Genomic DNA, 13,361 nt, shown 5'->3' with positions numbered 1-13,361 from the left:
GAAGACAAGTTTCTCTACGGTCAGGGTGAAAACAAAACCCCCGCCAGAGTGCCAGATGATATATTGAAAAAAATACAGGATGTTGCCGTTCAGACTTTCAATGCCCTCGACCTGAAAGGGTATGCAAGAATCGACATGTTTGTCAGAAAAGACGGACGGGTGGCTGTGCTTGAACCGAATACCCTCCCCGGGATGACCCCCTCCACCGTTCTTTTCCACCAGGCAGCAGCCTCCGGAATTACCCAGACAGAGTTGATAGACAGGATCGTCGATTCAGCCCTGAAGGTGCACACGAAAAAAAAAGGACCGCTATAAGCGGAATACAGGCTGTTCAAGCATCTCTATCTTACTGCCGGCTGGGACGATTTTATCAGCAACCAGGGTAACCGATCACCTTTCGCGGGTCTCGCAATTCGATTTGAGGATGAGGACCTTAAATATCTCCTCACATCGACACCAATTCCCAAGTAAACCGTCTCATAAAAAACATTGACAGTGCCGGAAAAATGACTATATTAAGACCAACTTTCGAGGGTTACTCTACTTAAGTAAATGGTGTCACGATGCATTTTAACCCACTACAGAGGTCTCTTGCAAATAATATGTTTCAGCACGCAGAGAATCTGGCGGGACAGTATTTCCGTATGAGTCGTGACGAGATGAAGAATTACCGCTATGATGTGAAGACCCTCGCTTATCTTGAAGAACACGAAGTGAAAAATGGTGCATTCGCCCACTTATGCAAGTACCACTATAAAAAAGAAGAAAACACCAATCAATCGGGTGATTTTTACTTTTACAGGATCTGTCTTCAGGATAACCGGATTTTAGATGCCGTTGAGAGGGGACATTCTTTCATTAGACTGAACCCTTTGCTGTTATATATTGCTGCCCACGAGCTTGTCCACATCATACGGTTCGAAGCCAGAGAAATTGATTTCGACGCCTCGCGGGAAGAAAAAGAACGGGAAGAAGATAAAGTGCATACCCTCACGAGAGATATGCTTCAGTCTTCCATTTCTCCTGATCTCAAACTGATTCTCGATTGCTTCAGCAACCGATATAAAATAGGAGATCTTTTTAATTGAAAAAATATTTATTGGTGGAGGGTTTCTATGCCGATTTATGAATATAAATGCAGGAAGTGTGGAAAAGAATATGAGCTGTTCCAAAAAATTTCTGATCCGGCCGTCAAGAGTTGCAAATTTTGTAGAGGCCCCGTTCATAAGCTTATTTCTGTTTCATCTTTCCATCTGAAGGGCACAGGATGGTACGTCACCGACTACGGTGGAAAGAAGGCGCCGGTAAGTGAAGCGAAAAAAGATGATGCAGGAAAAACCGAGACAACCGAATCCGTAAAGACGGAATCGGCTCCGAAAGCAAGTACGGAAGTTTAAAGAATTAAAAAGCTTTCTTAAAAATGGTGGCTTCCATTAGATGGATGTCACCATTTTTATGTCAATGAAATTATCAGGACTAAGCTTCGTTTGAAAAACAAAAAAACGAAAACGCTTATCCCACCTGCTCTCCATTTTATAATACGAGGTTTATACTCGTATTATACTGATAATTTTTTAATATTGCTTATTGTCATACATTGTTGTATTAATGCTGAACTATTTGTCTAACACTTCTTTTAGTCAGATACCTTTTTCGTGAGACGTAAATAAAAAATGGAGGATACGAACGTGGAACCTATCATTACCGATGATGTACGGGCACGTCGAGCATTTATCGAGGCATTGCGTCGAACCGAAGATATGATCTTTTCCAAAGAAGAGATTACTATTTCCGACAAGAAAAAAATGGGCGACCCGATTGTTTATACAATAGAGGCTCACAAAGGAAACGGCGATTCATCGCATGCCAGTGGGCAAGCATACATATATAACGATCTGGTTATTGTTTGTGTAGAAAGTGTGGAGAAGGCATTAAAGGGTCCAAGGCATCCCCATCATTACGAATATCTCAGTTACTGACCACTTTTCGCCTTTTACGGCTCAGTTCGAAAATTGTACATTTAAAATTTTATTTTCATGAAAAGGTATAAAACCTGCCTCCCAGGAAATGTCATGAGGAGTTGGTTTCCCCCCGCATCACTTAATACTGTTTTTGAATTTGCGTTTCCCGCGAAGGCGCTGCATGAGGAAGTGATCAATCGCTTCCTGGGAAATATCATTGTGCAAAACCTCTTTGATCGTTTCGATGGGAATTTCCACCCGGGCTGCACTCCTATGACCACCAGCATTTCCATAGTTTGCAAACGCCTTCTTAGCAATTGACCCGCAATCCTGGCGGTATCCATCCCCTCTGAAGATGATGATAAGTCTCTCTTTAACGATTCCGGCAACAATGACGTAATAAATGTCGATAAGCCTGAGAAAAAAATCTGCTACCTGTACACAGGCATCGACACTATCAACTTTGCCTAAAAAGCTGATGATCCTGTCGCGATAGCGCCTCCTTGTGTAGTACGCATGATTAAAGTACTTCAAAAAGCGTTCGGGTATCTGGTTCATCTCAATGCGCCGGATCATTTGCCGGTTGGCGCGGGTAAAATTCAGGTAATACGCACTGATATCTTCGAGAACAACATCCCGCTCTAAATTGTTTGTATCGGACTTAATTCCGTAAAGCAGCGCTGTATGAATTTTTTTAGGAATTTTTACTTTCGCACCAAGGAGATATTCCGTCATCATTGTAGATAGGGCGCCGTAGTTATCCCGGATATCCGCCAGTTCAGCATGCCATACAGTTGTGCACGGGTGATGATCAAAAACGATTTGCGGGGGAACACCTTCGAGAGCTTCTCCGAAAAAAGTCGGCTGAGCATCAACAAGGGCTCTCAAACGGTATGCCTTGAGGTCAATATCTCTCAAAAGGCGAATGTCAACCTTCATTGCCCGGATGAATTCAACATTCTGCTGGCGGGCAACGGGCTCTGTAGCGATGAATGTACATTTCGAAAGCCCGGCTATCTGTCTCAGGAGTTCCTGAAGCGCCATGGCCGACGCTACAGCATCAGGGTCGGGACTGCCGTACATGAGAATGGCGAGAGCATCATCTTTTCGGACCATGGATTTCAGCTTGATAATGTTGTGCAAGGTCTCCTCTTTAATGAGAGACGATTCAATACGCTTCATATGACACGAACCTTCCCTTTAGGCTCCGTAATAATTTCACCAACAATAGCCGCCGCAGCGATGCCATTTGAATGCATCTTCCTGATTAAGGCCTCCGCCTGGCTTTCGGGCAAGGCAATAAGCAGCCCTCCGGCAGTTTGCGGATCGAAGAGGATATCCACCATCCACCCGGGACAATCCGGATCAACCTCTATCAATTTTGCGCGATACTGCCGGTTCCGGTGCAGCCCCCCCGGCACAATTCCCATTTCGACAAACTCTTGAATTTCGGGGAAAAAAGGAACGGAAGATGCGCGAATCATCATGCCCACGTCTGAATCTTCTACCATTTCACAGGCATGACCAAGGAATCCGAATCCGGTGATGTCGGTACAGGCATGAACATCAGGCATTTCCTTCATGAGCTCTGCCGCACTCTTGTTCAGGGCGGTCATATACTTTGTTGACTTCGCTACGAGTGCCTCGTTGGCCAACCCGCCCTTCAGCGCTGTACTGACAATACCGGTTCCTAACGGTTTGGTGAGAATCAGTTTGTCACCCGCCCTTGCGCCTCTGTTGAGCAGGACTTTATCGGGGTGAATCACACCGGTCACTGAAAGCCCGTACTTCAATTCATCATCTTCAACACTGTGCCCTCCTAAGAGAAGCACGCCGGCTTCCTTCATTTTATCAAGTCCGCCCTGAAGAATCCGGCGAAGGATGGAGATATCCATCTTTTTCACCGGAAAGCAGACAATATTCATTGCCGTAAGCGGCCTTCCGCCCATGGCATAGACATCGCCAAGGGCATTCGTTACAGCGATCTGACCGAAGGTGTAGGGATCATCCACGATGGGCGTAAAAAAATCCACAGTCTGGATAATTGCCAGATCGTCACGGAGTTTATAAACCCCCGCGTCTTCCGAATGCTCCATCCCAACGATTAAATTCGGATCTGAAATCAACGGCAAATCTCGCAATGCTTCACTCAGGTCGCCCGGACCGATCTTGCAGGCTCAACCGGCCCCGTGAACCGTCTCAGTGAGACGAATTCTTTCTTCTTCCATGGCCGTGCATCCTACAGTAATTGGTCAAACGCGTCAATGGTTTGTGTTATGACCGGAAATAAACGTTGGAAAATATCCGAAACTCCGGATTTGATTGTAATGAGTGATTATGATAGTTAACAGCTATGAGCTACGATACGTTTAAGGATATTACCATCCAGCAACTGGAAGTTCTCATTGCCTTAATTGAAGCAGGCAGTTTCACCAGAGCAGCCGGAAAACTCTTTCTTTCACAGCCGTCTCTGACCAAGCAGATACAGAACCTTGAAGAGGCGGTAGGGACACGATTGGTCAACCGAGGTAGTACGGGTATTTCTCTCACACCGGAAGGTCAGGTTATCTATGATTACGCAAAACGGACTGTCCGCTTGCGGGAGGATGCCAAAGAACGCATCGGACGGATCAAAGATCAGGAATCGGGTCATATCTATGTATCCGCCAGCACCATACCGGCCACGTACATCCTTCCCCACTTCCTGAGCCACCTGAAACAGACGCACCATGACATACAGGTGCATATGCAGATGCACGACAGCGAGGAAACACTGCAAATTGTTTTGAACGACCAGGCAGAAATGGGATTTATCGGAAAAGAACCGTTAAACAAGAAGCTGATTGTGGAGCGTCTATGGAAGGACCATCTGGTCGTTGCTGCCCCTGTTCACCACCATCTTACAGAACGTGGAACCGTGACTGTGGAAGAACTTACTAAAACTCCTTTCATCCTTCGGGAAAAGGGATCGGCAACACGTGATATTGTCGAGGAATGCCTTCAAAGTCATCTGGGTACAAGCCTGTCCCGGTTCAACGTTATTTGTGAAATGGGGAGTTCCGAAGCTGTGAAGGAGGCCATCCTGGCGGGCTTAGGTGTTTCGATCCTGTCTATCTTTGCCATCAAACGGGAATTATCGCAAGGTTTACTGACAGTCGTCAATGTGAGCAATTGCAGCATGGAGAGACATTTTTATCTTATCTACAAAAAGCAATTTCCCTTAATGAAATACCACAGGCGCTTTTTAGACCTTGTGAAGGGATATTCTCCCTTCGAGGAAGAAACAGGCGGCCACCCCTTCGCCTGATTAAAGAAAATCAATACATTTCCATCCGGATATCTCACTTCGAAAATCGATATTGTCAGCTTTCCCTATAACAAATAAGAATAAATTATACTGAATTATAGCGTATCTGAATTTGACTTATTCATAATAATTATATAACCACTACCCGCTACCTGGCGCGTAATCGGGAAGGACAAATTTATTATTAAGGAAACAGGAAATATTGTTCAGAAGGATTGTTGCCTCCACGAGGGGCATTTTAGCCTCGCCATTGTTGTACCAGATTATACGTGTTGCTCTTGCCGCCCTGTTCATTTACGGCGGTGTGATCAAACTCCTTGACCCGAAGGCGTTTGCCCGTACCCTCTCGTCCTACGATATCGTACCGGATGTATTCCTGCCTGTCGTAGCCATCGGCCTGCCGCTTCTGGAGATGGTTGCCGGTATCGGGCTTCTTTTCGATATTCGGGGCAGCCTGGCCGTTATTTCCGGCCTGCTGGGGTTATTTGTCTTTGTTTTAGGATTTGGAATCCTGAAGGATCTGAACGTGGATTGCGGCTGTTTCGGAGCCGATGAACTGGCCGCGCAGGATAGCCTTCGCCATGTCTTTTACCGGGATCTGGCACTGATCGGGATTATAATACCGTACCTGTATCTGTCCCGTCGGCTCCGCCAATGCTTCCTTCACAATTCAAACCCAACTAATGACGAAGATACACATGGGAAGATTGAAATAGCTTAAGGATTTGATTCTACGATTATTTAAGGAATATTGTGAAATTTTTTTACAGACAATTCAAAACCAAGGAGGTATGTAAGACATCATGAAGAGGAAAGGTTTGTTAGCAATTTTAATTTGTGCCATGTTCGTAATCGGATTTGCCGGCACCAGCCTCGCTGCCTGGGGCGCCAAGGAACTGGAAACGGAGAAGATCGCCGTAAACCTCGTACGCGAGGTCGCCCGGGGGAGCTACGGTATTGTGACCACACAGGAGCTGAAAGGGTGGATCGACCAGAAGAAGAGCATGTTGATTGTCGACACCATGCCTTACGCGGACAGTTACGTGAAGCAGCACATACCCGGAGCTGTCAGCATGGTATTCCCGATTCCGGAAATGAAATCACTGGATGATAAAACCAAAGTGGACATTGAAAAGCTGCTTGGACCGGATAAGAACAGACTCATTGTCTTTTACTGTGGTTTCGTCAAATGCACCCGCAGCCATAATGGGGCCATGTGGGCCGTAAAGCTTGGTTATAAAAATATCTACCGTCACCCCGGCGGCATCAAGGCATGGGACGAGGCGGATTATCCGGTTGGAAAAGTCAAATAAGGAATGAATGGAACATTCTCAAAGCGTAGAGGCATTTCTTGATGCCTGCACAGCCTGCACAGGATGTGGCTCCTGCGCCACATCCTGTCCTTTTCTCCAGGCATACGGAACCCCGGATTCAATAATCGCCGGTCATCCCCAGGATGTCTTTTTGTGTACGAACTGTGGTGGATGCGTCAGCAGATGTCCCTCAGGTCTTTCTCCGGCAGAGTCCCTTTTTCAAACCAAGTGCGACCTGATCCGGGCAGGGAACATTCCCGACACAGTCCGGCAAGCTCTTAAAGGGGCTCGCGGCTTTGCTGATACCGGACATCATTTCCCGTTTGTCTCTTATTCAGCTGCAGACACTGTCTTCTGGCCCGGATGCGGCCTTGCCGGCATGTATCCGGATGTCGCCAGAAAGATCATTGGAATCCTCAGTGAACACCTTGGTACCAAAGTCGGCATGGTACTTGATTGCTGCTATGACCCTGTGTATCAGTTCGGTGATGTAACCACAGCCGGCACGGCCATCAAAAGCATCCGAGCAAGGCTTAAAAGTCACAATATTTCCCGTGTGATTACCGGCTGCCCAAACTGCCAGAAGATTTTTTCACTATTTATTAAAGACATAAAGGTCGAACACATCCTTGAAGTCCTGCCACGGGATGCATTTGAATTCGAATTAGAGAAACACATATATCTCCACCACCCATGCCCATCTTTTCAATCGGAAACTATCAGGCAGACAACAAGAGAATTGTTTGATCGGCAGGATCAGGCAATTGTTGATTCTCGAGAATCTCTGTGCTGTGGCTACGGCGGTGGATTAGCGACTTTATCCCCAACCCTGGCCGAACAATTCACCGACAGGATAATTCAGGCATCGGGAGAAAATCCCATCGTCACATACTGTACGGGCTGCAAGAACCGTTTTATGCCGAAGGGTAAAAACTCCTTCCACATCCTCGAATTCCTGCCGGGCATCACGCCGCTTCAGAAACCGGTCTCATCGCTTCGAAGCTGGATCAACAGGTTTCTTCTTTCATTTTTGCAGCAGATCAAGAGTAAAAGGTTTCTTGCGGGGCTCGCTGTCGTAATATTGATCGTCCTTTCCGTTTACCTGGGTAATCAGGGATACTTTTCCGCCGAGTTGATTTTTGATACGCTGAAAAGTTATCCGGTAGCAGCACCGCTCATTTTTATCAGTATCTATGCCATAGCGCCGGCCCTCTTTCTCCCCAGTATCCCCCTGACCCTGGCCGCGGGATTTCTATGGGGACCATTCTGGGGCGTTGTTCTCTCCATCACGAGTGCAACAGCGGGCGCCTGTGTTTCCTTTCTGCTGGCCCGTTATCTTTTCGGCGGCACGGTTAAAGCCGGATTTTCGCCGGAGAGGTGGCAATGGCTGCAGACGCAGGTTGAAAGGCATGGATGGAAGGCCGTTGCCTTTACAAGGCTTATTCCCGTTTTTCCCTTTAATGTCCTCAATTATCTCTTTGGGATTACGCCGATTCCTTTTCGGCATTATCTCTGGAGCACCTTCGTCTTTATGTTGCCTGCTTGTGTCGCTTTCGTTGCCTTCGGCAGCTCCCTCGGAGAACTTATTCTGAAGGGCAGTATCAAAGGATTGATCATCGGCATTCTTATTGCTGCTTCAGCCCTGCTCTTACCCCTTGCATTTAAACCATATTTCCGTAAGATAATGTCAACGCAAAATTCTTCTATTGAAAAAGATTCAGAAGAAAGGACCCTTCAGCAATGAACGAATTCGATGCAAGGATCAGGAAAATTCACCCCGAAGGATTGAAGAGCCAGGAAATCGGCATACTTCAGATCAATGTCGGCCGTCATTGCAATCTGGCCTGCACACATTGTCACCTGGAATGCTCGCCCGGGCGGACAGAAATGATGCCCTGGCGTATCATGGAAAAGATCCTGGAATTGACGGGTCGGAATATGTTCCAACTGGTCGATATCACCGGGGGTTCTCCTGAATTACATCCAGATTTCAAGCGCTTCCTGTCAGCATTACGGGACGAAGGACAAACGGTTCAAATTCGCACGAATCTGACGGTTCTCACGGAACCATCCGTAAAAGAGATCATCCCATTTCTAAGAGAAAAGGAAATTCACCTCGTCGGATCACTGCCCTGTTATTTGGAGGAAAATGTCAATGCGCAGCGAGGGGCTGATGTTTACCAAAAGAGTGTTGATGCTTTACGCCTTCTCAATCAGGAAGGCTACGGGATCGAAGAGAGGCTTCCCCTGAACCTTGTGTTCAATCCCGGCGGCGCCTTTCTGCCTCCCGATCAATCCGTTCTCGAGAAGATGTATCGTCAGGAGTTAAAGGCACGTTTCGATATCTCGTTTAACCGGCTTTTGGTGTTGACAAATATGCCGCTGGGGCGATTCCGGTGGCATCTCGAACATCACGAACAAAGTGAAGCATACATGTCCATGCTCAAAACAGCATTCAATCCATCAACGGTTGCCGGTTTGATGTGCCGCCATCAGATAAGCATCGACTGGGACGGGACCATATACGACTGCGATTTTAATCTTGCTCTCGGCCTGACGGTCAATCATAGCGCACCACACAGAATCGAAACATTCGATCATGCGCTACTGAGCAGCCGTGAGATAGTAACCGGCATCCATTGTTTCGGTTGCACAGCCGGAGCCGGATCATCATGTGCGGGATCATTGATTGAGTGTAAATAGAAAATTGAGGTATTCTCAATTATGAGATTTTGGAAGTTTGTCCTGATATTCTTTATCGCCTTATCAGTCACTCCGGTTCTTGCCGAAAACAAGCAGGTTCTTTTCCGTGAGGATTTTAACACCCTCTCCAATTGGAAACCCCTCACTTTTCCCAAAATTAAGAAACACTCAACCTATACTATCGTCGCTGAGGGAAAACATTCTTTTCTGAGAGCGGAAAGTCACGCTTCCGCCTCGGCTATCATTTACCGACAAACATTCAATGTCTATGAGTATCCCCTAATGCGCTGGAGGTGGAAGGTAGACAATGTGTATAAAAATGGGAATATCCGAGACAAATCAGGGGATGATTACCCGATAAGGGTGTACGTCATGTTTCAGTATGATCCGAAACAGGCTGATATTTCAGAGCGGCTGAGCTACGGTATTGCCAAGACTCTCTATGGGAAATATCCGCCTCACAGTACAATGAACTACGTCTGGACAGGTTACCCGATCAAAGAACGAATTATCACCAGCCCATACACTGACAGGGCGAAGAATGTGATCCTTGAGAATGGTCGAAACGCGATTGGAATTTGGGTCGAGGAAACAGTGAATATCCTGGAAGATTACCGGGCAGCCTTCGGTAAAGAACCTCCGGCGACAGCCGGCATCGCTATCATGAATGACTCGGATAACACGGGAGAAATGGCTGTCTCATACGTTGATTATATCGAGGTGTTCAAGTGAAACACCTTTCCCGGAATGCGGGTTTTCATAACAATCACAATTAAAGAACCGTACCATGAAACTGATCTATTTTGACAATGCCGCCACCTCCTGGCCGAAGCCGGAAGAGACATATGACGCCATGGACCGATACAGCAGGATGACCGGTGGAAGCCCCGGCCGTTCTGGTCACCGTTTATCCATTGAGGCAGGCAGGGTAATTCTGGACGCGAGGGAAGCACTTTCCCGGCAGCTTGGAATTGATGACGTGTTTCAGATCGTCTTTACGAAGAATGCCACTGAGGCGCTGAATCTGGCCGTCTTTGGTCTCCTGTCTCCAGGTGACCACGTTATCACATCAAGTATGGAGCATAACTCGGTAATGAGGCCCCTCCGTGCCCTGGAAGAAAGGGGCGTTGCAGTATCGGTCGTCATGTGTTCCCCCCGTGGGGAACTTGACCCGCAGGATATCCTTTCGGCCATACAAAAAAATACGAAGGCCGTCTTTTTAACCCACGCATCCAATGTAACGGGAACGATTATGCCCATCCGTGAGGTCGGGAAAATTACCCGTGATCACGGCATTATTTTTTGTATAGATGCAGCACAGACGGCGGGGGTTATCCCGATTCACGTCGATGAAATGAACATCGACCTCTTGGCCTTTACCGGCCATAAGTCTCTCTACGGTCCCCAGGGAACGGGAGGGCTCTACATCAGAAAGGGACTTGAGAAAGAGATTCAACCGCTCATGGTGGGAGGTACCGGCAGCCGTTCGGAGTTTGAGAAACAACCGGACTTCATGCCCGACAAATACGAGAGCGGCACACCGAACGGCGTTGGGATCGCCGGACTGGGCGCCGGTGCGGAATATATCTTCGAAAGAGGTGTCGATAACATCCGCGCCAGAGAAACCATGCTGACCCAACACTTTCTGGATGGCTTGAAATCCATCGGAGGCATCCACATTTACGGACCGGGTGACACTTCGCGCAAAATCTCCGTTGTGTCCTTCAACTTGGATGGTATGACACCGTCGGAGGCGTCTTTTGCCCTTGATGAACAATACGGCATCATGTGCAGGCCCGGCCTCCATTGCGCTCCCGCCGCCCACAGGACAATCGGTACATTCCCCGGGGGCACGGTACGATTCAGCTTCGGCTATTTCAACACGGAAGAGGAGATCAGCTATGCCCTGGACGCACTGCAACAAATTAGCCGGCAGGGGCAGAAAAAATAGCCATACAGTAGGACAGGCGTCTCGCCTGTCCTACTGATTTAACAACTCGGTTTGATTTATAATGAGGCATTTTTATGATACAAATCATTGACGCGAAAGGCCTGGCCTGTCCCCAGCCCGTGCTTCTTACGAAAAAAGCGCTGGAACAGGAAAATAAAGTAACGGTAGTTGTCGATAACGAACCGGCCGTCGAAAATATCAGACGGTTGGGTACAACTATGGGCTGCACCCTGCAAACGGAGAAGAAGGAGGACGGGACCTTTCTTATCCATCTCTCCCGGGAAGCGGGAAAGGGAACAGCCGCGCCGCTCAATGTAAGCTGCGCCACAGGTCCCCTGGTTATTGTGATATCTTCCGATCGCATGGGACGTGGAGATGACGAATTGGGATATGTCCTCATCAGGAGTTTTATCCATACCATGCTGTCGCTGGAGCCCCTTCCGCAAACGGTTATTTTCTACAACACCGGCGTGAGGCTGACAGTGAAAGAGTCAGAAGTCCTTGACGATCTCAAAAAAATCGAGGCCGCCGGTGTGTCCATTCTCGTCTGCGGCACCTGTTTGAATTATTTTGGCATCACCAAAGATCTCAGCGTCGGGGTTATCTCCAACATGTACGATATCGCATCAACCATGGCCGGTGCGGGGAGGCTGGTCGTTCCATGACGGATATTGAGGAGTACCACGTCATCATGTTCGACTCCGTCCACCATGCCTTGCGGTCGGAGATGATTCTCAAGGAAATGGGGATTTCCCACAAGCTCATTCCCGTTCCCCGTCATATCAGTTCAGACTGCGGGATATGCCTCCGGTTTACTGTAGACCTCAGAAAACGGATCGAAGAGGCCCTTGCCGGTAAAGTAGATATACGCGAAATTCGCCCCCTGTAATATATTTCCCGCACATGGCCGATGCAATCAAAGAAAAAATCTCATTTTGAAAAAAATGTATGGCAAGACTGCGCACAATTTAGTAAACGAAGAGGCAAATCTAAACCTAGAGAACCGGAAGAAAACTATCTGCCCGGCTATAATCAAAAGCATGTGGGAAAAGGATAGAATTCCCCTGTGAGTCATTGATTACAGTGAAATAGAGGTTCGGTATCTTCAAATCACGGAGAGAGTATGGCACGTCGATATAGTATGGTAATATTGGTAATCCTTCTGAGTGGGGTGTTACTGGCGATACCGGGGGCAATAGGATTCTCAGAAGCGTCGAGATCCCAGGCTGTCCATAAGAACTATTCACGCGCTAAGGTCAACTGGACTCCCCAGAAGCTCGTTCTGCGCTCCGCCTCCGCATTTGTGGAGGACCAACAGACAGGTGAATGCCTGGTTCAGAAACAAGCAGAGGCAGTATTGCCCATTGCCTCCATCACCAAGCTCATGACCGCCATGGTGGTGTTGGATGCCAAAATGAACCTCCAGGAATCGCTCAACATCGCACCCGAAGACGTTGACACCCTTCGCCACAGCCGCTCTCGCCTGCGGGTGGGTACCCGTCTCACGCGCGGAGATGCCCTGCTGCTGGCTTTGATGGCTTCCGAGAACCGAGCTGCTCATGCTCTAGGGCGGACTTATCCGGGTGGTCTCAGCGCATTCGTTGCGACCATGAACGTCAAGGCCCAGTCACTGGGACTCGCCGAGACGCGCTTCGAGGATCCCTCCGGGATCTCCAGCGGCAACGTCTCATCTGCGCGGGACCTGGCGCGGATGGTGGACGCCGCCTACCACTATCGCCTTATCCGGGAATACACGACCCGCAAAGAGGCCACGATCAATACAGGCTACCGCTCACGGGAATTTCGTAACAGCAATCGCTTGATCCGGAGCCCTCGCTGGCAGATCGGCCTCTCCAAGACGGGTTTCATCGATGAGGCAGGCCGGTGCCTGGTGATGCAGGCCCATGTGGCCAAGCGCCCGGTGCTGATTGTGCTGCTCGATTCTCAAGGCAAACTGACCCGTTACGGTGACGCCAATCGCATTAAGAAGTGGATGGAAGGACCATCAGCGGCGCGGCAAAAACAGAGAGGGTGACCAGGTCTTTTATCAGGTATCCCGTGAAAACTCACAGCTATACACATGACCTGCCGCTCTTCTCATTACTCAGAATGTTTTCCGATCCTGT

16 protein-coding genes are annotated in these 13,361 nt (G+C 48.3%); 14 read left to right on the top strand and 2 right to left on the bottom strand.

Annotation, left to right across the window (positions count from 1 at the left end; genetic code table 11):
* The 4 genes from NTW12_15080 to NTW12_15065 form a co-directional block, all read left to right on the top strand.
* On the top strand, positions 1–315 hold a 315-nt coding region (locus tag NTW12_15080; GenBank protein MCX5847654.1), incomplete at its 5' end, for a D-alanine--D-alanine ligase.
* A gap of 287 nt (positions 316–602) precedes the next feature.
* Positions 603–1,088, top strand: a complete 486-nt coding sequence (locus NTW12_15075; GenBank protein MCX5847653.1) for a hypothetical protein — start codon at positions 603–605, stop codon at positions 1,086–1,088.
* A 27-nt stretch (positions 1,089–1,115) separates the two neighbouring features.
* Positions 1,116–1,397: a zinc ribbon domain-containing protein gene (locus tag NTW12_15070; GenBank protein MCX5847652.1), complete on the top strand. Its 282-nt coding sequence runs from the start codon at positions 1,116–1,118 to the stop codon at positions 1,395–1,397.
* A 291-nt stretch (positions 1,398–1,688) separates the two neighbouring features.
* On the top strand, positions 1,689–1,979 hold the full coding sequence (locus tag NTW12_15065; protein MCX5847651.1) for a hypothetical protein: 291 nt from the start codon (positions 1,689–1,691) through the stop codon (positions 1,977–1,979).
* Positions 1,980–2,096: 117 nt separating this feature from the next.
* Here NTW12_15065 and NTW12_15060 read toward each other — a convergent pair whose 3' ends face one another.
* Positions 2,097–3,143 carry a hypothetical protein gene (locus NTW12_15060; GenBank protein ID MCX5847650.1) on the bottom strand — a complete coding sequence of 349 codons (1,047 nt, stop codon included), beginning with the start codon at positions 3,141–3,143 and terminating at the stop codon, positions 2,097–2,099.
* Positions 3,140–4,189 (bottom strand): selenide, water dikinase SelD, encoded by a 1,050-nt coding sequence (selD, locus tag NTW12_15055; GenBank protein MCX5847649.1) that lies wholly within the window; start codon positions 4,187–4,189, stop codon positions 3,140–3,142. The genes NTW12_15060 and selD overlap by 4 nt, the downstream gene beginning before the upstream one ends.
* A gap of 125 nt (positions 4,190–4,314) precedes the next feature.
* Here selD and NTW12_15050 point away from each other — a divergent pair, with 125 nt between their 5' ends.
* The 10 genes from NTW12_15050 to pbpG all read left to right on the top strand — a co-directional run bounded on the left by NTW12_15050 (position 4,315) and on the right by pbpG (position 13,270).
* Positions 4,315–5,268: a selenium metabolism-associated LysR family transcriptional regulator gene (locus NTW12_15050; GenBank protein ID MCX5847648.1), complete on the top strand. Its 954-nt coding sequence runs from the start codon at positions 4,315–4,317 to the stop codon at positions 5,266–5,268.
* A 202-nt stretch (positions 5,269–5,470) separates the two neighbouring features.
* The gene (locus NTW12_15045; GenBank protein ID MCX5847647.1) at positions 5,471–5,989 is read left to right on the top strand and encodes a DoxX family membrane protein; all 519 of its coding nucleotides are present in this window, start codon (positions 5,471–5,473) and stop codon (positions 5,987–5,989) included.
* A gap of 82 nt (positions 5,990–6,071) precedes the next feature.
* Entirely contained in the window at positions 6,072–6,581 is a 510-nt protein-coding gene (locus tag NTW12_15040; protein ID MCX5847646.1) for a rhodanese-like domain-containing protein, read from the top strand.
* 7 nt (positions 6,582–6,588) lie between these two features.
* Positions 6,589–8,325, top strand: coding sequence for a VTT domain-containing protein (locus NTW12_15035; GenBank protein MCX5847645.1), 1,737 nt, complete (start codon positions 6,589–6,591; stop codon positions 8,323–8,325).
* A complete protein-coding gene (gene arsS / locus NTW12_15030; GenBank protein MCX5847644.1) occupies positions 8,322–9,284 on the top strand; it encodes an arsenosugar biosynthesis radical SAM protein ArsS in 963 nt (320 codons plus the stop codon). The genes NTW12_15035 and arsS overlap by 4 nt, the downstream gene beginning before the upstream one ends.
* A 21-nt stretch (positions 9,285–9,305) precedes the next feature.
* Positions 9,306–10,016, top strand: a complete 711-nt coding sequence (locus tag NTW12_15025) for a DUF3047 domain-containing protein (GenBank protein ID MCX5847643.1) — start codon at positions 9,306–9,308, stop codon at positions 10,014–10,016.
* Positions 10,017–10,077: 61 nt separating this feature from the next.
* A complete protein-coding gene (locus tag NTW12_15020; protein MCX5847642.1) occupies positions 10,078–11,235 on the top strand; it encodes an aminotransferase class V-fold PLP-dependent enzyme in 1,158 nt (385 codons plus the stop codon).
* 74 nt (positions 11,236–11,309) lie between these two features.
* Positions 11,310–11,900 (top strand): sulfurtransferase-like selenium metabolism protein YedF, encoded by a 591-nt coding sequence (yedF, locus tag NTW12_15015; protein ID MCX5847641.1) that lies wholly within the window; start codon positions 11,310–11,312, stop codon positions 11,898–11,900.
* Complete coding sequence (locus NTW12_15010; GenBank protein ID MCX5847640.1) at positions 11,897–12,124, top strand: DUF3343 domain-containing protein; 228 nt, start codon at positions 11,897–11,899, stop codon at positions 12,122–12,124. Before yedF ends, NTW12_15010 begins: the two co-directional genes overlap by 4 nt.
* Positions 12,125–12,376: 252 nt before the next feature.
* Positions 12,377–13,270, top strand: coding sequence for a D-alanyl-D-alanine endopeptidase (gene pbpG, locus NTW12_15005; protein MCX5847639.1), 894 nt, complete (start codon positions 12,377–12,379; stop codon positions 13,268–13,270).
* The last annotated feature ends 91 nt before the right edge of the window (positions 13,271–13,361 follow it).

The sequence above is a fragment of the Deltaproteobacteria bacterium genome (assembly GCA_026388545.1).
Classification (GTDB): Bacteria; Desulfobacterota; Syntrophia; order Syntrophales; family UBA2185; genus JAPLJS01.
This window is presented reverse-complemented; position numbering and strand designations above follow the sequence as displayed.

Coding starts and splice junctions, on each gene's coding strand:
- NTW12_15060 (MCX5847650.1), bottom strand. CDS start 3,143: ATGAAGCGTATTGAATCGTCTCTCATTAAAGAGGAGACCTTGCACAAC.
- NTW12_15040 (MCX5847646.1), top strand. CDS start 6,072: ATGAAGAGGAAAGGTTTGTTAGCAATTTTAATTTGTGCCATGTTCGTA.
- NTW12_15050 (MCX5847648.1), top strand. CDS start 4,315: ATGAGCTACGATACGTTTAAGGATATTACCATCCAGCAACTGGAAGTT.
- NTW12_15035 (MCX5847645.1), top strand. CDS start 6,589: ATGGAACATTCTCAAAGCGTAGAGGCATTTCTTGATGCCTGCACAGCC.
- NTW12_15075 (MCX5847653.1), top strand. CDS start 603: ATGTTTCAGCACGCAGAGAATCTGGCGGGACAGTATTTCCGTATGAGT.
- NTW12_15010 (MCX5847640.1), top strand. CDS start 11,897: ATGACGGATATTGAGGAGTACCACGTCATCATGTTCGACTCCGTCCAC.
- NTW12_15025 (MCX5847643.1), top strand. CDS start 9,306: ATGAGATTTTGGAAGTTTGTCCTGATATTCTTTATCGCCTTATCAGTC.
- NTW12_15070 (MCX5847652.1), top strand. CDS start 1,116: ATGCCGATTTATGAATATAAATGCAGGAAGTGTGGAAAAGAATATGAG.
- arsS (MCX5847644.1), top strand. CDS start 8,322: ATGAACGAATTCGATGCAAGGATCAGGAAAATTCACCCCGAAGGATTG.
- yedF (MCX5847641.1), top strand. CDS start 11,310: ATGATACAAATCATTGACGCGAAAGGCCTGGCCTGTCCCCAGCCCGTG.
- pbpG (MCX5847639.1), top strand. CDS start 12,377: ATGGTAATATTGGTAATCCTTCTGAGTGGGGTGTTACTGGCGATACCG.